A 21,035-nucleotide genomic window follows, 5' to 3' on the forward strand; every position below is an offset into this window, starting at 1 on the left:
TACGTACATTCACGGGAGGGATTCCCTTGGTGACCACACAGCACCACCGGACGGTGATCGTGGGCGGCGGCTCCGCCGGCATCTCGGTCGCGGCGCGGCTCCGTCGGGCCGGCGAGCGTGACGTCGCGGTCCTCGACCCGAGCGAGCGGCACTACTACCAGCCGCTGTGGACGCTGGTCGGGGGCGGACGGGCGCCGCTGAAGGAGAGCGTCCGGCCGCAGAAGTCCGTGATGCCGAAGGGCGTCCGGTGGATCCGGCGCGCCGCGGTCGCCGTCGACCCGGACGCCCAGGAGGTGACCCTCGACGACGGCGGTGTCGTGCACTACGACCACCTCGTGGTCTGCGCCGGCATCCAGCTGGACTGGGACGGTGTGCCGGGCCTTGCGGACGGGCTCGGCCAGAACGGGCTCTCCAGCAACTATCTTCCACACACCGCACCCGTGACCTGGCGTTTCATCCGCGAGACCCGCTCGGGCAGCGCCGTGTTCAGCATGCCGACCGGAGCCATCAAGTGCGGCGGCGCCCCGCAGAAGATCGCCTACCTCGCCGCCGACCACTGGCGCCGGGAGGGCGTTCTCGGCCGGATGGACATCCACCTGGTGCTCCCGACCGACACCATCTTCGGCGTTCCGGAGTTCGCGCGGGTGCTGGAGGGCGTGGCCCGCAAGTACGGCATCCACGTCCACTACGGCAGCGAGGTCACCGAGGTCCGGCCCGAGGCCCGTGAGGTCGTCGTCAGCGACATCGGCACGGGCACCAAGACGACCCTCCCGTACGACATGGCTCATCTCGTGCCACCGCAGAGCGCCCCTGACTGGATCAAGCGCAGCCCGCTCGCGGACGCCGCCAACCCGGCCGGCTACGTCGAGATCGACAAGCACCGCATGCGGCACGTCCGGTACCCCAATATCTGGGCCCTCGGCGACGCCGGCTCCTCGCCCAACTCCAAGACCGGCGCGGCCGTGCGCCAGCAGGCTCCCGTGGTCGTCGAGAACCTGCTCGCGACGATGCAAGGTCAGGAGCCGCTCGCCGTCTACAACGGCTACTCCTCGTGCCCGTTGACCACGGCCCGCAACAAGATGCTGCTCGCCGAGTTCGACTACAGCGGGCGGCCCGCCCCCTCGATCCCGCTGATCGACACGGTCCGCGAGCGCACCGACATGTGGTACCTCAAGCGGCACGGTCTGCCGTTCCTGTACTGGAACCTCATGCTCCGCGGGCTCGCGTGACCCGCACGCCTCCCCCAAGCAGCTTCATGACCCAGGAGTCCGTCATGCCCAAGGAATCCGTCGCGCCCAAGGAATCCGTCGTGCCCAAGGAATCCGTCATGCCGCAGGTTCCCGTCACCCATGACGGCACCGGACCGCTGATGCACGACGGCACGGGGCCGCTGATACACGACGGCACCGGACCGCTGATTTTCGTGCAGTTCTACCTCGACTGCCTCTCGCACGCCTCGTACCTCATCGGCGACCGCACCACGGGCCGCGCCGTCGTGGTCGACCCCCAGCGCGATGTCAACGAGTACCTCGCCACCGCCGCACACCACGGCCTCACCATCGAGCGCGTCGTCGAGACCCACGTCCACGCCGACTTCCTCTCCGGCCACCTGGAACTGGCCGAACGCACCGGCGCCCCCATCTCCTACGGCGCCGCCGCCGAGGTCGACTTCGACACCAACCCCCTCGCCGACGGCCAACACCTCTGCCTCGGAGAGGTCGACCTCCAGATCCTGCACACCCCGGGACACACCCCGGAGTCGGTGTGCGTCGTCGTACGCGAGCACGCGGCCGACCCCGTCCCCTACGGCGTCCTCACTGGCGACACCCTGTTCATCGGCGACGTGGGCCGCCCCGATCTGCTCAGCGCGCGCGGCCGGTCGGCCGAGGACATGGCCCGCGCCCTCTACCGTTCCACCCGCGAGCGCCTGCTCACCCTCCCCGACGAGACCCGCGTCTTCCCGGCGCACGGGGCCGGCTCGGCCTGCGGCAAGAACCTGTCGGCCGAGCTGAGTTGCACGCTCGGCACCCAGCGCGTCAGCAACTACGCCCTGGCCGACATGTCCGAGGACGCGTTCGTCGACGTCGTGACATCCGGCCAGTCCGCGGCGCCCGCCTACTTCTCGTTCACGTCCGAGCGCAACCGTGAGGCCCGTCCGGTGCTCGACGAGGACGCCCCCGTCCCCGCCCTCACCCCGGACGCCGCACGGCGGGCCGTCGACGACGGAGCGACCGTCCTCGACACCCGGGCCCCCGGCCCCTTCGCCGCCGCCCACCTGCCCGGCGCGGTCAACGTCCCGCTCGGCGGCCGGTTCGCCGAACTCTGCGGCGAGGTGCTCCCGGCCGGGGCCGACCTCGTCCTGTGCGGGGACCCCGGCACGGCGCGCGAGGCCCGCAACCGCCTCGCCCGCATCGGCTACGACCGGGTCCTCGGCGCCCTGCCCGCCGACACCCTGAGCGCCGAGCACGTGACGTCGATGCCGCGCGTGGAGGCAGCGGCCCTCGCCGCCCGCCTCACCGAGAACCCCCGCCCCTTCACCTTGCTGGACGTACGCGCCCCCGGCGAGATCCACGACACCGGCACCCTCCCCGGCGCCCGTACCGTTCCGCTGCCCGAACTCATCGCACGCATCGACGAGTTGACGCCGCATCAGCATCAGCCACTCGTCGTGCTGTGCGCCAGCGGCAACCGCTCGTCCGTGGCCGCCTCCGTGCTCCGGGCCCACGGCTTCGACGCCGACGACCTGCGCGGCGGCTTTGCCGCATGGCACGGCCCGGTCGAGCATCCGGCCGGCGGGGGCGGCGTCCCCGCGTGAACACCCTGATCCTCGCCGTGCTCTGCGGCGCCGTGGTCGGCCTGGCCCTCGGCGGGCTCGGCGGCGGCGGTGGCGTCCTCGCGGTTCCGGCCCTCGTCTACCTCCTGGGCGTCGACCCCGCCGACGCGGGCACCACCAGCCTGGTCATCGTCACCGTCACCTCCGCCACCGCCCTCGCCCGGCACGCGGGCACCAGAACCGTCCGCTGGCGGACCGGCGTGCTGTTCGCCGCGGTCGGCGCGGTGCCGACCGTCGGGGCGTCGATGCTCGCGCACCGTCTCCCGCAGAACCTGCTGACCGGCGCGTTCGCCGTGCTGGCCGGGGTGGCCGCCGCGGTGATGCTGCGCGGTGCACGTGCCCGTGGTGAGGCGCCGCCTGCGAGCACCGGTCCGCCGGTGCGGGCGGCGGCGGGGCCCGCGAGCGCCGGTCCGCAGACGAGGCCGGCGACGGGGCCCGCCCCCGGCCTCGTACACGTACGAGAGTCAGAAGCGACGGTCACCAGAGGAGCCACCGCCCCCGGCCGGGCCGGCCCACTGCGGACCACCGGGGCCGGGGCCGGGCTCGGCGCGGTGACCGGGCTGCTGGGGGTGGGCGGCGGATTCCTCGCCGTACCCACCCTGGTGTCCGTGCTGCGGCTGCCGATGCGGGTGGCCGTCGGCACCAGCCTCGTCGTCACCCTGCTCAACTCGCTGGTGTCCCTCACCACGCGCCTGACGACCGAGGGCATCTCCATCGATCCCGCGGTGCTCGGCCCCTTCGTCGGCGCCGCGATCCTCGGGGCGTGGGACGCCAGGCGGCTCGCGGCCAAGCTGTCGGGACCGGCATTGCAGCGCGCGTTCGCGGTCCTGCTGCTCGCGACGGCCGCGTTCATGCTGGTGGACGCCTTCGTGTGAGCGCGCCCAGGGGTTTGCACCGGCTCCGCAAATCGACGAGCATGCATCCCGTGCCCACCAGCAGCTCGCAGTCCGGCCCCCGTCCACTCACCCGGTCCAAGGGCAAGCCGCTGTGGTCCCAGCTCCGCGCCGACCTTCTGCGACGCCTTGAGGACGGCGAGTTCCGGGACGTCTTCCCCGGTGAGCACGATCTCGTCGCCGAATACCAGGTCAGTCGGCACACCGTCCGCGAGGCGCTGCGCACGCTGCGCGCGGAGGGCCTGGTCACGGCGCAGCGGGGCAGGGTGTCCCGGTTCGCGGCGAGCCGGCCGCTGGAGCAGAAGGTCGGCGAGGCGTACAGCCTCTTCCACTCGGTCGAGGAGGTCGGCGCCGTCCAGCGCAGCGTGGTCCGCCGCCTCGACGAGCGTGCCGACGGTGTCATCGCCGCCCGTCTCGGCCTCGAGGAGTCCACTCCCCTCGTCCACCTGGAACGCTTGCGGCTCGCCGACGGGGAGCCGCTCGCCGTCGACCGCGTCTGGCTCCCGGCGGACGTGGCCCGCCCGCTCCTGTCCGTCGACTTCACGCACACCTCGCTCTACGCCGAGCTGGAACGTCACTGCCGTACGCACATCAGCGGCGGTTGGGAGCGGATCCGGGCCGTGGTGCCCACGCGCGCGGAGCGCAAGCTGCTCGACTGCCCCGAGTCCACCGCCCTGTTCGCGATCGACCGGCTCGGCCACGACGCCGACCATCGCCAGGTCGAGTGGCGCCAGACCCTGGTCCGCGCGGACCGGTTCACGGTGGCCGCCGCGTTCTCGGCCGACGACGGCTACCGGCTGGGCGCGCCCGTTCCGACTCCCTGACGGGCCGCTTTCGTGGGCCGGTGCCTTCGAGAGCTGGTGTCTTCAGGGGCTGGCGTCTTCGAGAGCTGGTGTCTCCGAGGACTGGTGTCTCCGACGACTGATATCTCCGAGGACTGAGGTCAAAGCCTCCGCACCCGCAGCACACCCGTCCGCATCGGCAGGGTGAACTCACCACGGGCGGTCTCCGGTGTGCCGGCGAGGAAGGCACGGATCCGCCCCAGCAGGGCTTCCCGTTCCTCTTCCGGCATGACCAGCACGCCGGCGCGCGTCGCGAGAGTCTGAACAAGGGAGTCGGCGGTGCGACGCTGCCCGTGCGGGAACTCGGCCTGTTCCGGTGAGCCGAAACGGGGCGCCGCCTCGGTCTTCGGAAGGTGCATGCCGGCCGTCGCCGCACGCCAAGCGGCAGGGGTGTCGCGGGGGCCGACGGCGGCGCCGCCACCGACCCGTGCGAGCCCGGCGACCCACTCCACCTCGTCGTCCATGAGGTTCCACAGCCCGGCCAGTACGCCGCCGGGCACGAGGACACGGGCGATCTCGGGCCCCGCGACCGCCATGTCGAACCAGTGCATGGCGTTGCCGGCCACCACGACATCGACTGAGGCGTCCGACAGCGGAATCGCCTCGGCGCTGCCCGGCAGGGCGCGAACCCCTGGAAGGGAGCGCCGCAGCTGGCCCAGCATCGCTAAGTCCGGCTCTACGGCGGCAACTTCGGCCCCCAGCACAGCAAGTACGGCAGTCAACTTGCCGGTTCCGGCCCCCAGATCAAGCACACGCACTCCGGGCGCGCCCTCGAGCGCCCAACGCACCGCGGCCTGCGCGTAGTCGGGCCGATGCTCGGCGTACGAGACCGCTGCCGCACCGAAGGAAGAGGCATGACGCCACTGTTCACTCTGCTCCACGCGGCCACCGTACCCACACACAAGACGAACGAACGAGGGACCGCACGCTAGCCAACTCCCTTGCTGTACAGACTCGGTGGGATCCAGTCGTGATGCCGGAGGATCATGCGCACGGCGACACGGGAGGGCGTCAGACGCATCGCCGTGTTGCGCAGGGCGACGGGCAGCGGGTGGGCTAGCTGCTGCCCCATCCGTCCGGCCTGGCGCGCGGCGCGTGCGACGGCCTGGCTGCGGGGCCGGCGTTCGGCGTCGTACCGGGCGAGCGCGGCCTCCACGGTGAGCTCGGAGCCGAGGGCGGCGGCCAGGGTGACCGCGTCCTCCAGCGCCTGGCAGGCGCCCTGCCCCAGGTTCGGCGTCATGGCGTGCGCCGCGTCACCGAGGAGCGCTACGGAGCCGACGGCGTACGAAGGCAGCGGCGTACGAAGCTCGTTGACATCGTGGTGCAGTACAGCGCCGGGGTCCGTCGCATCGAGCAGCGCCCGAATCGGCTCGTGCCAGGCACAGAACCGGCGCCGCAGCTCGCCCAGCGGATCGTCGAACCGCACCCCTGCGGGGAGGTTGAGGACCGCGTGCCATTCGGCGTGACCGTCGGGGAAGGCGATGTGCCCGAACTCGGCGCCATGACCCCAGGCGCCCGAAGCCCGTTGGCGGCCAACGAGATACCGGCACCCACGTCATCGAGCTCCGCCGCACGCTCGACGACCACCACCTCCCAACCGACGCGACGCAGCCCGATCGCAGCGGCAAGCCCGCCGACCCCGCCCCCGACAACGACCGCACGCTTCCCCATGCCGAGCCCCTCCGCCGCCCCATCTTCTACACCTGTAGAAGCTAAACCCTACCCGCCCCTCTACAGGTGTAGAAAAGAAACATGGCAGCACCGCGCAAGACATCGGACCGCCGCACGGATGAACGCACAGATGAACACACGGGTGAACGCACAGGTGAACGCGCGAATCGACGCACCCTCCTCGCGGACACGGCACTCGACGTACTCGCCGACGAAGGGATCCGCGGCCTCACCCACCGCGCGGTGGACCGCCGAGCGGCGCTGCCGACGGGCACCACATCGGCGTACTTCCGCACCCGGGCCGCCCTGCTCACCGGCCTCGTCACCCGCCTCGTCCAACTCGACCAGGCGGAACTGCAGTCGACGGCCGAGCAGCTCGCCCCACTGCACACCGCCGACGACCTCGTGAACGGCATGACACTCCTGGCCCGCCGACGCCTCACCGGCGAGGGCCGCCGCCGCTCGCTGGCCCGCTACGCCTGCGCCGTCGAGAGCGTGCGCGACCCGGAACTGCGGGACATCCTCGTCCCCCGCGAGAACGCCGGCCGCGAAGCAGTTCGCACATTCCTCACCGAGCACGGGGCCCCAGACGTCGAAACCCGCACGCACACGCTGCTGTCCTGCATCGACGGCCTGATCTTCGACCGCCTCGTGAGCGGTGGCGAGGTACCGCGCGAGGCCCTGGAAGGCCTGGTGACAGCGGCCCTGCGGTAGGTACTAACCGCGGGCCACCCGCCGCACCGACCGCGGCCGGTACTCCACCACCGTCAGCGCCAACGACACGTACCGCTCGACGAGTTCGTCGGGGGTCACCTCGCCGTCGGTGCGGTACCACTGGGCGATGGCGTTGCACATGGCGATCACGGCGCGGCGGGCGTCGTCCGGGTGGGGGGTCAGGAACACGCCGTCGGCGACGCCGCGTTCGATGACCTCGCGGAACTGTTGCGTGCCGCGTTCCTCGTTCTTGCGGTAGCGGGCGAGGTGTTCGGGTTCCAGGCTGCGGCCCTCGGTCAGCACGATGCTGCTCTTGACCGGGTGCTCGATACGGAACTGCACCGTCGCCGTGACCAGGGCCTCCAGCTGCTCCGCGGGGTCGTCGCCGGCCTCGTCGAGGGCGGTTCCGCAGGCGCCGAAGTAGGCGTCGAGGCCCTCTTCGAGGATGGCGACGAGCAGGTCCTGCTTGCCCTTGTAGTAGTAGTACAGCGCGGACAGGCTCACTCCGGCGCGCTTGGCGATGTCGCGGATCGAGGTGGCCCCGTAGCCCTGCTCGGAGAACTCTTCGCGGGCGGCCTCGATGATGGCCTTGTGACCTGCGGGTCGAGTGGACACGATGCTCCGATCTGCTGGGCCGCCCGGTCCGTCCCGCAACTGAACATTCGTACAACCGGCGACGGAGCCGTCATCGTAGCGCCGCGTGTCCTCGGCGCCGAGCCCGCAGTGGAAGTCGGGCGACGGGGGCCTGCTGTGTGCTTCCTGCTCCCGTCGCCCGTGAACGTCGCGCATCGCGCCTAACAAACGTTAAGTCGCGGGTGCACGGCTCGCACCGCTCGCACCGCTCGGACCGCCCGGACCGCCCGGACCGCCCGGACCGCCCGAACCGCTCAGTCCGTGATCTCGATGTGGCCGTTCACCGATTCGGCGCCGGCCGGCTCGGCGGACTTCGGGGCGGGCACCGTCGCCCCCTTCGCCCCGGTGATGTTCTTCAGCAGCGCGGCGAGGTCAACACCCGTGGTGGAGTTGAGGAGTTCGACGCCCTGGGCGACGTTGTCGGCGACCGTACGGGACAACTGGCTCGCCCCGTCCGTGGAGATCACCGTCATCTTGTCGACGGCGCTCAGCGGTTCGGACGCCTTCGCGACGACCTGCGGCAGCACCTCGACCAGCATCTGCAGCACGGCCGCGTCGCCGTACTGCGCGAACGCGTCGGCCTTCTTCTGCATGGCCTCCGCCTCTGCGGCACCCTTCGCGCCGATCGCCGCCGCCTCGGACTCACCCTCGAGCCGGACCGCGTCCGCAAGCGCAGCACGGTGCGCCTTCTCGCCCTCACCGGTGAGGCGGGCCCGCTGGGCGTCCGCCTCCGCCTGCTTGACCAGGCCGATCCGGCGGGCCTCTGCCTCCTGCTCGGCCTGGTAACGGGCGGCGTCGGCGGGCTTGCGGACCTTCGTGTCCAACTCCCGGTCGGTCAGCGCCGCCTGACGCTCCGCCACCTTCTCCTGCTCGGTGAGAACTTCCTGCTGGCGGGCCGCGTCCGCGAGCGGTCCCGCCGCGTTCGCCTGCGCGGCGGCCCGGTCGGTCTCCGCCTTGATCTCGGCCTGCTTCAGCGCGAACGTGCGCTGCGCGATCGCGATCTCCTCCTCGGCCTTCAGCCGCGCCTGCTCGGAGGCGCGACGCGCGACGGCCTCGGCGATGTCGGCCTCCTGCTTGGCGCGGGCGGCCTCCGGCCGGCCCAGGTCCTCCAGGTAGGAGCCCTCGGTGGTGATGTCCTGGATCTGGAACGCGTCCAGGACCAGGCCCTGACCGGACAGCGACGCCTCCGCCTCCTCGGCGACCTGCCCGGCGAACGCGGCCCGGTCGCGGATGACGTCCTCCACCGACATCCGTCCGACGATGGAGCGCAGCGCGCCGGACAGCACTTCCTGCGTGAAGCCGACGATGCCGTCCTGCTGCATCAGGAAGCGCTGGGCGGCGGCCCGGATCGAGTCCTCGGTGCCGCCGACCTTGACGATCGCGACGCCTTCGAGGTTCGCCTTCACGCCGCGCAGGGTGACCGCGCCGCGCACCGCGACGGGGATGTGCCGCGAGGACAGTTCGAGCGTGAACTTCTGCTGCACGAACGGGACGACGAAGACGCCGCCGCCGACCACGACCTTCTGGCCGCTGTTGTCGGTGATGACATGACCCGTCTCCGGATCGGTGGACTTCTTGCCGCGCCGCCCGGTGACGATGAACGCCTCACTGGGACCGGCGACCTTGTAGCGGGTGATGACGACGAGCGCCAGCAGGACCAGGAGCACGACGACTCCGGCCACGGCGATGGTCACAGGGCTCATGATGAATTCCCCCTCTGCCCCCTCGCCTCCCGGGAGGCGGCAGTCGGTTGGTGATGGTTCGTACGGTCAGCGGGCGGTGATCAGCAGTCACCGATCAGCGGTCAGCGGCCGGCCGTCAGCGGTCGACCGTGCGGACCTCGACCGAGGTCGGCGACAGGATGTCCGCCACCCACACCTCGGCACCGCGGGCGACCGCGATCGCGCTCTTCGCCGAGAACTTCGTCGGCTGGCCCGCGAGTTGGAGCAGCACCTCGCCGTATCCGTCGACCGGGATGGCGGTGACCACGGTGCCCGCGCTGCCGACGAGGTCGTCTCCGCGGGGCGCCACCGCGGTCTGGTCCCGCATCAGCGCGCGGGTCAGCTTCCACGTCAGCCAGGCGGCGCCGCCCCCCGCGACGGCACCGACTGCAGTGGCGGGACCGGCACCGAGGTCGGTGGTGCCGAGTACGATCGCGCCGCCGAACCCGAGCATCGACACGAAGCCGGCGATCACGGGCAGCGACAGCAGTCCGTCGAAGAGCCCGTCCAGGGCCCCGACCCCGTCGAACAACCCCTCCAGGACCCCGTCCAGCACCAGGGACAGGACGAGCAGCACCACTCCCGCGATGCCGAGTCCGAGAAACCACGTCATGTCACTGGCCTCCCTCGTCGCCCCTGTTCCGTGTGCTTGACCCGGATGTTGCCATGGGCAACCACCTCACGTAACTGCCGGTTTCCGGCAATCTTTACGCGATTTTGATGCCTGCTTGCTCATCCGTTAAGAATGCGGAGGAACGGAGAGCATTCGGCATCACGATGGGGGTGGGCATGGCGTCGCAGCAGGACGTTCCCGACGAGTATCTGGACGGGTATGTCCGGGCGGTGGCCGACGCCTCCGCCACCGGACGCCGGCTGACCCGGGACGAACTCGACGCGCGCCGCGCGCTGGGCGAGCGTGCCGCGGAGGCAGGTCTCGGGCTGCGGGCCCTGGTCGCCGCCCACCTCGCGCAGACGCACACCGGCAACATCGGCACCAGGGTGACGGTCGACGCCGTCGTCGCGGCAGGCGCCCAGGCCATCGACGCGTTCGCCGAGGGCTACGAGCGCGCGCAGCGGCAGACCATGCGCCGGGAGGAGGCGGCCCGCCGCGAGTTCATCGACGACCTGCTCTACGGCCGCAGCGACCTGGGCAAACTGGCCGAGCGCGCCGAGCGTTTCGGGCTGCGGCTGTCCGGCGAGCACGCGATAGCGGTGGCCCGCGGCAACGGCGCGTACGAGGAGGGCGACACCGTCGCGCGCGAGATCGAAGGCGCGGTGATCGCCCGTTTCGGCAACCGGAACATCCTGCTGACCACCAAGGAAGGGCGGCTCGTCTGCATCGCCCCCGGCGACCAGACCGAGGTCCTCACCTACTTCGCCAAGCAGGCGTACGCCGCCGTCGACGGAAGCCAGGTCGCCATCGGCCGCCCGCAGTCGGGCCCGGGCGGCGTCGTCCAGTCCTACGAGGAGGCGCTGAGCGCACTGGACCTGGCTACCCGCCTCGGCCTCGACACCCCGGTGCTGCGCTCGGCCGACCTCCTCGTCTACCCCGTCCTCACCCGCGACCGGCAGGCCATGACCGACCTGGTCCACAACACGCTGGGGCCGCTGCACGAGGCACGGGGCGGCGCCCAGCCGCTCATCGACACGCTGATGGCGTACTTCGACGCCGGCTGCGTGTCGGCCGAGGCCGCCCGCCAACTGTCGCTCAGCGTGCGGGCGTTCACGTATCGCCTCGCCCGTATCCACCAGCTCACGGGCATCGACCCAGCGGTCCCGGCCGACCGCTACACGTTGCAGACCGCGGTGATCGGCGCCCGCCTCCTGGACTGGCCGACGGACGCCGCCTGACACGACTCTTCAACGTCACTCGAAGAACTTGAGGCTCCACCCGGTGTCGGTCTCGGCGCCGGGGACATTCGCCCGCCGGTAGGTGGTGTCGCCCCACCAGACGAACGAACCCGAGTACCAGTAGCGGTTCTCCCAGGCGTACGGCGTCCCCTTCGCCACGGCGTGGAACATGAAGGGGACCTTGTTTCCGGCCGACGGGCTGGTGTTGATGTCACCGTCCCGCAGGGCGAAGGTGTGATGGCCCGGCCCGTCGACGTGCAGCGTCGGATCCCAGCCGGTCATCATCGTCTCGCGGTGCGAGCCGAACAGGCAGCCGTTCGACTTGTACCAGTCCCATACGTACGTGGGGTCCCCGCCGGCCCGCAGCCGCAGGTCGACCAGGCAGCACTGGCTGCTCCAGCTGCCGTTGGCGGAGCAGACGACGTGCAGCTGCCCGCTCGGATCCTTTATGGCCTCGGGGCCTCGTTGATGTACGGGTCGCCGATCACCCGCTCCCAGCTCTCGCCGGTGTCCGACCACACCTTCTTCGCGGGCGCGGACGCGAGGCCGTCCAGCGACGAAGCCTGCCGTACGACGATGCCGCCATCGGCCGACTCGACGGCGACGTAGCTGTCACCGACGCGCAGCACACTGGGATCCGCTCGTTGAGCCCCGTCCGCGTCCGCCCGCACGGGAGCGGGATCGGCAGGAGCTTCCTGCGCTCGGGTTCAGGTGTGGGTGCTGGTCGCGGCGGACTGAACCATCTTGTGCGCCTCCGCCGGTGAGGTGCGCCAAGGGGCGCCATGGCCGGGGAGCACCCAGGATGCCGACAGCTCGGCGATTCGCTCGAGGGACATGAGTGCTTGCGCAGGGGCGTCGGTGAAGGGCGCGGGCTGAGGGCCTGTGCGCCCGGTGAGAACGTGCCGCGTGGTCAGGGCGTCCCCGACGAAGACCGCGTCGGCGAGTGGGACGTGCACCGCCACGCTTCCCGGGGAGTGCCCCGGCATGCTGACGATGACCGGACTTCCGGGCAGGCCCAGGATGTCGCCGTCGCCGATCTTGGTGGTTTCGCCGACGTAGCGGGGACGCAGGCCGTTCTTGCGGATGGAGTAGCCGAGGAAGCCGAGGGCGGGGCCCAGACGCATGGGGCCGATTGAGACCTTGGGCTTTTCTCCTGTGCGGGTGCGCATGGCGTCGGCGGCGTGCACGTACACCGGCACGCCGTGAGTGGTTCGCAGGCGTTCGGCGAAGCCGATGTGGTCGGAGTCGCCGTGGGTCAGCACGAGTCCGCGGATGTCGTCGACGGTCTTGCCCAGGGAGCGCAGTTCGCGCTGAAGGTCCCGCCAGTGGCCGGGCAGTCCGGCGTCGATGAGGGTGATGCCCTCGGAGGTGTCGATGAGGTAGCACGCCACGAGATCGTTGCCGAGGCGGTGCAGATGGGGTGCGAGTTTCATGGGCTTTCCTTCGGAGGCACGGACGGGAAGGTGGCGCTCTGGCCGAGGTCTGCGGCGGTGATCGCTAGCCCGCCAGGTCGTGCAGGGCGGTGATGACGTCGCGGCCGGTGGGGGTGGTGAAGTCGCGGACCATGTCTGTGACGAGGCCGGCTACCGAGGTCACGGTGCCGCCTGCCTTTTCGATCTGACGGAGTGCCGCGCTCTCCGTGCGCTCCGACATGCCGCCGCTCGCGTCGACCGGGACGATCACGTCGTAGCCGGCGGCCAGGGCGTCGAGTGCGGTGTGAAGGACCACGATCTCTGAGGTCACGCCGCAGATGACCAGTGTTCCGCGAGTGTGAGCGGCGATTGCTTCGCGCCATTGCTGGTCGTCCCAGCAGCATGGTCCGCCGCGCACGAAGGCAGGTGCTTCGGGAAGTTCGGCGATGACGCCGGGTCCGCCGGGGCGGGGTGCGACCGACACGGTGAACGGGATGTTCAGGGCCTGCGCGACCTGGCCGAGCACTCCGGTCGAGCGCTTGATGCTCTCGGGGCTGTTCGTGCTGCTCAGCGCCACGATGCTGTCCTGCAGGTCGGCGAAGACGATCTGCACAGTGCGATGATCAATCACGATTCTCATCTCGAATCATTCATGACATGAATGGTTTAAGGAAGGTAGCATGCTGTTCGTGAACGATGTCAAGTGGACCGAGACCCTAAGCTTCCGGCTCGGCACCCTGGGTGCACTGGTCGCCGATCAATACGCTGAGGCACTGGCCGCCCACGACCTGAAGCCCAAGCACGTCGGCCTCCTGGGAGTCCTCGACTCGGGGCTGGCCGCCTCCCAGCTCGAGATCTCCAAGCTGATGCGAGTGGCACCCAGCCTTGTGGTGTCCCTTGCCGACCGCCTCGAATCCATGGGCGCCATCGAGCGGCTCCGCGACCCGACCGACCGCCGCCGTCAGATCCTGAGCCTCACCGACAAGGGACGCGAACTCCTCGCGGATTGCACCGGTAAGGCGGTCGCGCTCGACGCGAAACTCGCCGCCGAACTCAGCCCGTCCCAGCAGGCCGCGCTCGGTGAGGCGCTCGGCCGCTTGGCGGCGTCCTACGGGCTGCCCATACGCGAATAGTCCGGGTCCGACTCGGCCCGGCGGCACGGATTGAAGGTTTCCACTCCTCAAACCGTCCACCGTCAGCTGTCCAGTCTCGATCGGTGGGCGCGCTCACGGCCGTCGCCGGCCCCTCGACGCCGAGGTCTACGCGCCGGTCGTCCGCCAGGCCGGCTGCCCCGACGCTCCTGCAGCCGCGTCATCGACAGCCGCTCCGCACTCCAGCCGGTCCTCGCCCCGCACCTGCTGCATCCTCTTCTCCCGAACGATCGGTCCGACGCCCCCCCATCGGACCGTTGCCTGGCAACTCACTGCATGCCAGGCCCCACCACGCCCGACCGAACCTACGTTCACAAGCACCCGGCGCAGAACACGCCTGCTCCTACTCCCCTTCCGTCACTACCCCGGAGGAGGAAACACCGCACGGTGCACGGGCGGCCGGCAGCTGGAGCAGGGGCAGACAACCGAACAACCGCCCCCGCAGCCACACGCGCTACCGCAACGTCACATCGTCCAGGTCTCAACAGGTGCCCAACACTGCCTCTCCGTCGATACTGGCGATGGAGTAGCACCCTCGGCAAGGAACACCTGACGACCCGTCAACAAAGTCAGTATTGAGTCAGCATCAGCCCCGCCCACCCCCGCCGTCGACCGCCACGGACCGCCAAGATCCAGAACTGCATACAACCAACACGACCAGGGAAAACGCAGGCCAGCAACCTACCTGCTAACGCCACCCGGAGGTACGAGTGAAAATGCTGATCAACGTAGCCGAGACGGTCGTCACCGACGCCCTGAAGGGGATGGCCTCCGCCCACCCCGAACTGAACGTGGACGTCGAGAACCGGGTGATCGTGCGCCGGGACGCGCCGGTGGCCGGGAAGGTGGCGTTGGTGTCGGGCGGCGGGTCCGGGCACGAGCCGCTGCACGGCGGGTTCGTCGGTCCCGGGATGCTCTCCGCGGCCTGTCCCGGTGAGGTGTTCACCTCGCCCGTGCCGGATCAGATGGTGCGGGCCGCCGCCGCGGTGGACAGTGGCGCCGGTGTGTTGTTCATCGTGAAGAACTACACCGGCGACGTACTGAACTTCGACATGGCCGCCGAGCTCGCCGAGGACGAGGGTGTCCAGGTCGCCAAGGTGCTGGTGAACGACGACGTCGCCGTCACCGACTCCCTCTACACCGCAGGGCGGCGCGGCACCGGGGCGACCCTGTTCGTGGAGAAGATCGCCGGTGCCGCCGCCGAGGAGGGGCAGCCGCTGGAGCGCGTCGAGGCGATCGCCCGGCAGGTCAATGAGAACGCGCGGAGTTTCGGCGTCGCGTTGAGCGCCTGCAGCACACCGTCCAAGGGCGCGCCCACCTTCGATCTGCCGTCCGGCGAGCTGGAGTTGGGGATCGGGATCCACGGCGAGCCGGGCCGTGAGCGGCGTTCCATGATGACGTCCGGGGAGATCGCGGACTTCTCCGTGAACGCCGTGCTGGAGGACCTCAACCCCAGCAGCCCCGTCCTTGTGCTCGTCAACGGGATGGGTGCCACCCCGCTTCTCGAGCTCTACGGGTTCAACGCCGAAGTGCAGCGGGTGCTCGGGGAGCGCGGCGTGCCTGTCGCCCGCACGCTCGTCGGGAACTACGTCACCTCGCTCGACATGGCCGGCGCCTCCGTCACGATCTGCCAGGCCGACGAGGAGCTGCTGCGCCTGTGGGACGCACCGGTCAGCACGGCCGGGCTCCGCTGGGGCATGTAGATAGGGGCATGTAGCCGGGGGCGTGTACATGTAGCTGGGGGCATGCACAGACCCCGCCCTGATACCTCGCCACATCAACGAATCTGAACAGCAAGGAGATCACGTGCTCGACGCCGACTTCTTCCGGCGCTGGCTGACACTGGCCGCCGCGGCCGTGGACCGCGAGGCCGACCGGCTCACCGACCTCGACTCGCCGATCGGCGACGCGGACCACGGCAGCAATCTGCAGCGCGGGTTCAACGCCGTGCGCGCCACTCTCGACAAGGACGCGCCGGACACTCCGGGGGCCGTACTCACCCTGGCCGGACGGACGTTGATCTCGACGGTGGGCGGCGCGTCGGGTCCGCTGTACGGGACGCTGCTGCGCCGCACCGGCAAGGCGCTGGGCGATGCGGCCGAGGTCGGCGAGGCGGACTTCGCGCAGGCACTGAAGGCCGGCGTCGACGCCGTCGCCGCGCTCGGCGGCGCCGCTCCCGGCGACAAGACGATGCTCGACGCCCTCGTGCCGGCAGCGGAGGCGCTCGGCGACGGGGACTTCGCCGCGGCACGGTCGGCGGCCGAGCACGGGGCCGAGGCCACCACCCCGCTACAGGCCCGCAAGGGGCGGGCGAGTTATCTCGGTGAGCGCAGCATAGGGCACCAGGATCCGGGTGCCACGTCGTCGGCGCTGCTGATCGCCGCGCTGGCCGAGACGGCGGAGGCCGCGTCGTGAGCGCCCCCGACAAGCCCGTCGGCATCGTGCTGGTCTCGCACAGCAAGGACGTCGCCGAGTCCGTGGCGCGGCTCGCGACCGGGCTCTCCGGAGGCGGCGACACCGCGCCCGTCGCGGCGGCCGGCGGCACAGAGGACGGCGGCCTCGGCACCAGCTCCGAGCTGATCTCCGCGGCCGCGGCGGAGGTCGACCGGGGTGCGGGTGTCGCGGTCCTCGTCGACCTCGGCAGCGCCGTGCTGACCGTGAAGGCGCTGCTGGCCGAGGGCGATGAACTCCCGGACGCCACACGCCTCGTGGACGCCCCCTTTGTGGAGGGCGCGATCGCCGCGGTCGTCACCGCCTCCACCGGAGCGGACCTGGACGCGGTCGCCGCGGCGGCCTCGGAGGCGTACACGTACCGCAAGGACTGAAGGACTGAGGGAGCGAGGGACCGCCTCTCAGCACCTCCCAACCTCCTTCGACACCTCCCAACCTCCTTCAACGGGTCTTTGGTACAGACCTGTTGGCGCGAACCCCTTGAGGAGAGCCCACCTCTCGTGCCATACAGGTCTGTACCAATCCGCTCGAACGGAAGGCCCTCCGTGCGACGCCTCCCCCCACGCGCCCTGCTCGCCCGCACGGCCTGCGCCGCCGCACTCGTGCCCGCGCTCGCCTCCTGCGGCCTCCTCTCCGACAGTGCGAAGGCCGAGGGGCCCGCCCTGTCGGCGCCGGCCGGGGTCACCGCGCAGGCCGGTAGCGCCACCTCCGTGCACGTCATGTGGAACCGCCCCGCGAGCACGGCGGAGGTCAAGGAGTACGAGGTGTACCGCGGCGCCAAGCGCGTGAAGCGGCTGCCCGCGGAGCGGCACATGGTCGACGTCACCGGACTCGCCCCCACGTCCCGATACGTGTTCACGGTGCGGGCCCGCGGCACGGACGGCTCCCTGGGTCCCGCCAGTACCCGCGTCACCGTCACCACCCCGGCCGCCGTCAAGGAGGACCGCGCGGCCCCGAGCCGGCCGACCGGGCTGCGTGGGCAGGCGGACGGGAGCCGTGCCGTGTCGCTGGCGTGGCGGAAGGCGACGGACGACCGGGGCGTCGCCTCGTACGACATCTACCAGGGCGCCACGAAGATCCACAGCGTCGGTGGCAAGGAGACGCGGGCGCTGGTCACCGGGCTGCGGCCGGGCACCGACTACGCATTCAGCGTGCGCGCCCGGGACGCCGCCGACAACACCTCGGCCGCGAGCGGGACCCTGCGCCTGACGACCGCGCGGGGCAAGGGCGAGGAGGGGCCCGGTACCGCCCCTTCGGAGTTCGAGGCGTCGACGCGGCGCGCGAAGGGCGCGTACTACATCGACCTGGCGTGGACGCCGCCGCGGACCGGCGGCGAGGTTCCGGCGTACCAGCTGTTCCTGGACGGCCGGGAGGCGACGACGGTGATGTGGGGCGAGAGCGCGCCGGCCGACTCGGCGACGTACAGCTTCTACATCGGCAAGAAGCCGCACGTGGAGCACCGGGTGAAGCTGCGTGCGCAGTTGCCGGACGGGACGTGGGGCGCCTTCTCGGCGGAGCGGAAGGTGACCACGGGGAAGGCTGCGAAGCGGGGCTGAGGGTCAGTCCAGTTCCGTCAGGGTCCGCTCCAGCCAGTCCACCCAGAACCGTTCGAGGTCGATGCCCGCGCGCAGCACCGCGTGTTGCAAGCGGTCGGCCTCGCTGTTCTTCTCCGGCGGGAAGTCTCGCTTCTCGATGTCCTGGTACGTCGCCAACTGCTCGCGGTGCAGGGCGAGATGGCGACTCAGGTCCTCGGCGATGCCCTCCGTGCCGACCACCGCGGCGGAGCGCAGGCGCAGCGGCAGCGGGTCGCGCAGCGGCCTGGGGTCCTGGGGGGTGGCGGTCCAACGGGCCAGTTCCGCCCGGCCCCCCGGCAGGACCTCGTACTCCTTCTTCTGGCCGCGCGAGGGTGTCTCGGTGGGCAGCGCGCGGATCAGTCCCTCGCGTTCGAGTTTGCCGAGCTCCCGGTAGATCTGCTGGTGCGTGGCCGACCAGAAGTAGCCGATGGACCTGTCGAACCTGCGGGTCAGCTCGAGGCCCGACGACGGCTTCTCCAGGAGCGCCGTGAGGATCGCGTGCGGGAGTGACATGTCGTAAGGGTAGGCGAGTTCCCGTGAGTGGACATGAGTGGTGGACATGGGCGAAGGGGAGTCACGTGTCCGGCGGGCCCGGTCACGTGACTCCCCGGTCTCTGGGACGGGCTCTACAGCGCGGCCGCGACCTCGGTGCCCTGCTTGATGGCGCGCTTGGCGTCCAGCTCGGCCGCGAGGTCGGCGCCGCCGATCAGGTGCGGGGTACGTCCGGCGGCCACCAGGTCGTCGTACAGCGAGCGGTGGGGTTCCTGGCCCGCGCACAGGACGACGGTGTCGACGGGGATGAGGGACTGCTCGCCTTCGATGGTGACGTGCAGGCCCGCGTCGTCGATGAGGTCGTACGTGGCGCCCGCGACCATGGTGACACCGCGGTGGCGCAGCTCGGTGCGGTGAATCCAGCCGGTCGTCTTGCCGAGGCCCGCGCCGACCTTGGTGGCCTTGCGCTGGACGAGGTGCACCTGGCGGGGCGGGGCGGGCCGCTCGGGCTTGGTGAGGCCGCCGCGGTCGGCGTAGTCCATGTCGACGCCCCACTGCCGGAAGTACGTGGCCGGGTCCAGGCTCGCCTTCTCGCCGTCGTCGGTGAGGTACTCGGCGACGTCGAAGCCGATGCCGCCGGCGCCGATGATCGCGACGCGGTCGCCGACGGGCGCGCTGCCGCGCAGGACGTCGAGGTAGCCGACGACCTTCGGGTGGTCGACGCCGTCGATGGCGGGGGTGCGCGGGGCGACGCCGGTGGCGACGACGACCTCGTCGTAGGAGCCGAGGTCGTCGGCGGCGACGCGGGTCTCCAACTTGACGTTCACGCCGTGCAGTTCGAGCTGCGTGCGGAAGTAGCGCAGCGTCTCGTTGAACTCCTCCTTGCCGGGGACCTGACGGGCGACGTTGAGCTGCCCGCCGATCTCGGCGGCGGCGTCGAACAGGGTCACCTCGTGGCCGCGCTCGGCGGCGCTGACGGCGCAGGCGAGGCCGGCGGGGCCGGCGCCGACGACGGCGACGCGCTTGCGGATCCGGGTCGGCGAGAGCACCAGCTCGGTCTCGTGGCAGGCGCGCGGGTTCACCAGGCAGGAGGTGATCTGGAGGCTGAAGATGTGGTCGAGGCAGGCCTGGTTGCAGCCGATGCAGGTGTTGATGGCGTCGGAGCGGTCGGCTGCCGCCTTGTTCACGAAGTCCGGGTCGGCGAGCATCGGGCGCGCCATGGAGACCATGTCGGCGGCGCCTTCGGCGAGCAACTCCTCGGCGAGTTCCGGGGTGTTGATGCGGTTGGTGGTGACGAGCGGGACGTTCACCTCGCCCATGACCTTCTTGGTGACGAAGCTGTACGCGCCGCGCGGGACGGACGTGGCGATGGTGGGGATGCGCGCCTCGTGCCAGCCGATGCCGGTGTTGATGATGGTCGCGCCGGCCGCCTCGATCTCCTTGGCGAGCTGCACGACCTCGTCGAGGGTCGAGCCGCCGGGGACCAGGTCCAGCATGGACAGCCGGTAGATGAGGATGAAGTCGGGCCCGACCCGCTCGCGCACGCGCCGCACGATCTCGACGGCGAACCGGATCCGGTTCTCGTACGAACCGCCCCAGCGGTCCTCGCGGTGGTTGGTGGCGGAGACGATGAACTCGTTGATGAGGTAGCCCTCGGAGCCCATGACCTCGACGCCGTCGTACCCGGCGGACTTGGCGAGTTCGGCGGCGCGCGCGTAGTCCTCGATGGTCCGCTCGACGTCCGCGTCGCTCAGCTCGTTCGGCACGCAGGGGCTGATGGGGGCCTGCAGCGCGCTCGGCGCGACCAGGTTCGGGTGGTAGGCGTACCGGCCGAAGTGCAGGATCTGCATGGCGATCCTGCCGCCCGCCGCGTGCACGGCGTCGGTGATCTCGCGGTGCTGCTCGGCCTCCGCCTCGGTGGTCATCTTGGCGCCGCCCTCGAAGGAGCAGCCCTCGGCGTTGGGCGCGATGCCACCGGTGACGATGAGGCCGACGCCGCCGCGGGCGCGGGTCGCGTAGAACTCGGCCATGCGCGCGAAACCGTTCGGAGCCTCCTCCAGGCCCACGTGCATCGAGCCCATCAGGACGCGGTTGGGGAGCGTCGTGAATCCGAGGTCGAGCGGGGCGAGCAGGTGCGGGTAGCGGCTCATGGGGCCCTCCGTGAGCGGTGAACGGTCGAATCAGTTGTAGAGGACACCGCACCGGTTTTGCAACAAGTTGCAAAAGAGATCCGCGCCACGTCGGGCCGCTGCCGGGCGGGCTGGGTTGTAGAGTGCAACGAGCACCACGAAAGGAACCGCCGTGGCACAGCCAGATCACGCGGCCGACCGCGAGGCGGCCGTGGAGACCATTCAGCGCGAGCTGACCTCGTTCGCCCGGCGGGCGCGGGCCACCGCCGCGCGGATGCACCCGGAGCTCTCGCTCGTCTCGTACTCGCTGCTCGCCCACCTCGACGAGCGCGGCGGCTGCCGCGCCACGGACCTGGCGGCGCACTACGCCCTCGACAAGTCGACGGTCAGCCGCCAGGTGGCCGCCCTGCAGCGGGCCGGCCTCGTGATCCGGCGCGTCGACCCCGACGACCACCGCGTCCAGGTCCTGCACCCGACCGAGGCCGGCGCCGATGTCCTGCGCCAGGTGACCGTCAACCGCCGCCAGATCTTCGGCGACCGCCTGGCGGACTGGCCGGAGGAGGACCTGGAGCGGTTCGCCGACTACCTGGTGCGCTACAACCACGCGGCCCAGGAAGAGGAAAGCGGCTCGTAGGCCGCTCCGGGCCACCGCTGAGTCCGCGGCCCGC

General features: G+C 70.9%; 20 protein-coding genes and 2 pseudogenes. 12 read left to right on the plus strand and 10 right to left on the minus strand.

All coding sequences use genetic code 11. The annotated features are described in order from the left end of the window. Positions 1-26 precede the first annotated feature (26 nt). Genes OHA73_RS06750 through OHA73_RS06765 form a run of 4 tightly spaced genes read left to right on the plus strand, consistent with a single transcriptional unit; the run spans position 27 to position 4,550 of the window. Positions 27-1,229, plus strand: a complete 1,203-nt coding sequence (locus OHA73_RS06750; protein WP_327654507.1) for an NAD(P)/FAD-dependent oxidoreductase — start codon at positions 27-29, stop codon at positions 1,227-1,229. A gap of 44 nt (positions 1,230-1,273) precedes the next feature. Beyond that, positions 1,274-2,815 (plus strand): MBL fold metallo-hydrolase, encoded by a 1,542-nt coding sequence (locus OHA73_RS06755; protein ID WP_327654508.1) that lies wholly within the window; start codon positions 1,274-1,276, stop codon positions 2,813-2,815. Next, complete coding sequence (locus OHA73_RS06760; RefSeq protein WP_327654509.1) at positions 2,812-3,708, plus strand: sulfite exporter TauE/SafE family protein; 897 nt, start codon at positions 2,812-2,814, stop codon at positions 3,706-3,708. Before OHA73_RS06755 ends, OHA73_RS06760 begins: the two co-directional genes overlap by 4 nt. 41 nt (positions 3,709-3,749) lie before the next feature. Beyond that, positions 3,750-4,550 carry a GntR family transcriptional regulator gene (locus OHA73_RS06765; RefSeq protein ID WP_443063040.1) on the plus strand — a complete coding sequence of 267 codons (801 nt, stop codon included), beginning with the start codon at positions 3,750-3,752 and terminating at the stop codon, positions 4,548-4,550. Between the two features lie 119 nt (positions 4,551-4,669). Here OHA73_RS06765 and OHA73_RS06770 read toward each other — a convergent pair whose 3' ends face one another. Together OHA73_RS06770 and OHA73_RS06775 are read right to left on the minus strand one after the other, a co-directional pair. Further along, complete coding sequence (locus OHA73_RS06770; protein ID WP_327654511.1) at positions 4,670-5,449, minus strand: class I SAM-dependent methyltransferase; 780 nt, start codon at positions 5,447-5,449, stop codon at positions 4,670-4,672. A 47-nt stretch (positions 5,450-5,496) separates the two neighbouring features. Beyond that, positions 5,497-6,239, minus strand: a pseudogene (locus tag OHA73_RS06775) (FAD-dependent monooxygenase). 219 nt (positions 6,240-6,458) lie between these two features. Here OHA73_RS06775 and OHA73_RS06780 point away from each other — a divergent pair. After that, complete coding sequence (locus OHA73_RS06780; RefSeq protein WP_443063201.1) at positions 6,459-6,953, plus strand: TetR/AcrR family transcriptional regulator; 495 nt, start codon at positions 6,459-6,461, stop codon at positions 6,951-6,953. A gap of 3 nt (positions 6,954-6,956) precedes the next feature. Here the strand turns inward: OHA73_RS06780 and OHA73_RS06785 are convergent, their stop codons facing one another. The 3 genes from OHA73_RS06785 to OHA73_RS06795 form a co-directional block, all read right to left on the minus strand. Next, the gene (locus tag OHA73_RS06785) at positions 6,957-7,568 is read right to left on the minus strand and encodes a TetR/AcrR family transcriptional regulator (RefSeq protein ID WP_327654513.1); all 612 of its coding nucleotides are present in this window, start codon (positions 7,566-7,568) and stop codon (positions 6,957-6,959) included. Between the two features lie 272 nt (positions 7,569-7,840). After that, positions 7,841-9,289, minus strand: coding sequence for a flotillin family protein (locus OHA73_RS06790; RefSeq protein WP_266716372.1), 1,449 nt, complete (start codon positions 9,287-9,289; stop codon positions 7,841-7,843). Positions 9,290-9,404: 115 nt separating this feature from the next. Further along, a complete protein-coding gene (locus tag OHA73_RS06795) occupies positions 9,405-9,920 on the minus strand; it encodes a hypothetical protein (protein ID WP_327654514.1) in 516 nt (171 codons plus the stop codon). A 176-nt stretch (positions 9,921-10,096) separates the two neighbouring features. Here OHA73_RS06795 and OHA73_RS06800 point away from each other — a divergent pair, with 176 nt between their 5' ends. Continuing rightward, entirely contained in the window at positions 10,097-11,158 is a 1,062-nt protein-coding gene (locus OHA73_RS06800) for a PucR family transcriptional regulator (protein ID WP_327654515.1), read from the plus strand. A 15-nt stretch (positions 11,159-11,173) separates the two neighbouring features. Here OHA73_RS06800 and OHA73_RS06805 read toward each other — a convergent pair. The 3 genes and pseudogenes from OHA73_RS06805 to OHA73_RS06815 all read right to left on the minus strand — a co-directional run bounded on the left by OHA73_RS06805 (position 11,174) and on the right by OHA73_RS06815 (position 13,183). Then, positions 11,174-11,829 (minus strand): annotated as a pseudogene (locus OHA73_RS06805) (hypothetical protein). A gap of 36 nt (positions 11,830-11,865) precedes the next feature. Then, the gene (locus tag OHA73_RS06810) at positions 11,866-12,591 is read right to left on the minus strand and encodes an MBL fold metallo-hydrolase (protein ID WP_267071681.1); all 726 of its coding nucleotides are present in this window, start codon (positions 12,589-12,591) and stop codon (positions 11,866-11,868) included. A 64-nt stretch (positions 12,592-12,655) separates the two neighbouring features. After that, a complete protein-coding gene (locus OHA73_RS06815; protein ID WP_327654516.1) occupies positions 12,656-13,183 on the minus strand; it encodes an isochorismatase family protein in 528 nt (175 codons plus the stop codon). 67 nt (positions 13,184-13,250) lie between these two features. Here OHA73_RS06815 and OHA73_RS06820 point away from each other — a divergent pair, with 67 nt between their 5' ends. The 5 genes from OHA73_RS06820 to OHA73_RS06840 all read left to right on the plus strand — a co-directional run bounded on the left by OHA73_RS06820 (position 13,251) and on the right by OHA73_RS06840 (position 17,728). Further along, entirely contained in the window at positions 13,251-13,703 is a 453-nt protein-coding gene (locus OHA73_RS06820) for a MarR family winged helix-turn-helix transcriptional regulator (protein ID WP_267071679.1), read from the plus strand. Positions 13,704-14,431: 728 nt separating this feature from the next. Then, positions 14,432-15,424 (plus strand): dihydroxyacetone kinase subunit DhaK, encoded by a 993-nt coding sequence (gene dhaK / locus OHA73_RS06825; protein ID WP_266716361.1) that lies wholly within the window; start codon positions 14,432-14,434, stop codon positions 15,422-15,424. 103 nt (positions 15,425-15,527) lie between these two features. Further along, the gene (gene dhaL / locus OHA73_RS06830) at positions 15,528-16,136 is read left to right on the plus strand and encodes a dihydroxyacetone kinase subunit DhaL (RefSeq protein WP_327654517.1); all 609 of its coding nucleotides are present in this window, start codon (positions 15,528-15,530) and stop codon (positions 16,134-16,136) included. Further along, positions 16,133-16,546, plus strand: coding sequence for a dihydroxyacetone kinase phosphoryl donor subunit DhaM (dhaM, locus tag OHA73_RS06835; RefSeq protein WP_327654518.1), 414 nt, complete (start codon positions 16,133-16,135; stop codon positions 16,544-16,546). The genes dhaL and dhaM overlap by 4 nt, the downstream gene beginning before the upstream one ends. 171 nt (positions 16,547-16,717) lie before the next feature. After that, entirely contained in the window at positions 16,718-17,728 is a 1,011-nt protein-coding gene (locus OHA73_RS06840; RefSeq protein ID WP_327654519.1) for a fibronectin type III domain-containing protein, read from the plus strand. 3 nt (positions 17,729-17,731) lie between these two features. On the opposite strand, the gene OHA73_RS06845 is transcribed toward OHA73_RS06840, so the two are convergent. Continuing rightward, complete coding sequence (locus tag OHA73_RS06845) at positions 17,732-18,259, minus strand: PadR family transcriptional regulator (RefSeq protein WP_267071674.1); 528 nt, start codon at positions 18,257-18,259, stop codon at positions 17,732-17,734. A gap of 113 nt (positions 18,260-18,372) precedes the next feature. Continuing rightward, positions 18,373-20,388: an NADPH-dependent 2,4-dienoyl-CoA reductase gene (locus OHA73_RS06850; protein ID WP_327654520.1), complete on the minus strand. Its 2,016-nt coding sequence runs from the start codon at positions 20,386-20,388 to the stop codon at positions 18,373-18,375. Positions 20,389-20,539: 151 nt separating this feature from the next. On the opposite strand from OHA73_RS06850, the gene OHA73_RS06855 reads away from it, so the two are divergent. Further along, the gene (locus tag OHA73_RS06855; protein WP_266716349.1) at positions 20,540-21,001 is read left to right on the plus strand and encodes a MarR family winged helix-turn-helix transcriptional regulator; all 462 of its coding nucleotides are present in this window, start codon (positions 20,540-20,542) and stop codon (positions 20,999-21,001) included. Positions 21,002-21,035: the final 34 nt, after the last annotated feature.

The sequence above is a fragment of the Streptomyces sp. NBC_00483 genome, assembly GCF_036013745.1.
Taxonomy (GTDB): Bacteria; Actinomycetota; Actinomycetes; order Streptomycetales; family Streptomycetaceae; genus Streptomyces.

What these genes read in the sequence shown, in the direction of transcription:
- OHA73_RS06850 (WP_327654520.1), bottom strand. Translation starts at nt 20,388, where the DNA reads ATGAGCCGCTACCCGCACCTGCTCGCCCCGCTCGACCTCGGATTCACG.
- OHA73_RS06795 (WP_327654514.1), bottom strand. Translation starts at nt 9,920, where the DNA reads ATGACGTGGTTTCTCGGACTCGGCATCGCGGGAGTGGTGCTGCTCGTC.
- OHA73_RS06845 (WP_267071674.1), bottom strand. Translation starts at nt 18,259, where the DNA reads ATGTCACTCCCGCACGCGATCCTCACGGCGCTCCTGGAGAAGCCGTCG.
- OHA73_RS06820 (WP_267071679.1), top strand. Translation starts at nt 13,251, where the DNA reads ATGCTGTTCGTGAACGATGTCAAGTGGACCGAGACCCTAAGCTTCCGG.
- OHA73_RS06790 (WP_266716372.1), bottom strand. Translation starts at nt 9,289, where the DNA reads ATGAGCCCTGTGACCATCGCCGTGGCCGGAGTCGTCGTGCTCCTGGTC.
- OHA73_RS06765 (WP_443063040.1), top strand. Translation starts at nt 3,750, where the DNA reads ATGCATCCCGTGCCCACCAGCAGCTCGCAGTCCGGCCCCCGTCCACTC.
- OHA73_RS06755 (WP_327654508.1), top strand. Translation starts at nt 1,274, where the DNA reads ATGCCCAAGGAATCCGTCGCGCCCAAGGAATCCGTCGTGCCCAAGGAA.
- OHA73_RS06810 (WP_267071681.1), bottom strand. Translation starts at nt 12,591, where the DNA reads ATGAAACTCGCACCCCATCTGCACCGCCTCGGCAACGATCTCGTGGCG.
- OHA73_RS06800 (WP_327654515.1), top strand. Translation starts at nt 10,097, where the DNA reads ATGGCGTCGCAGCAGGACGTTCCCGACGAGTATCTGGACGGGTATGTC.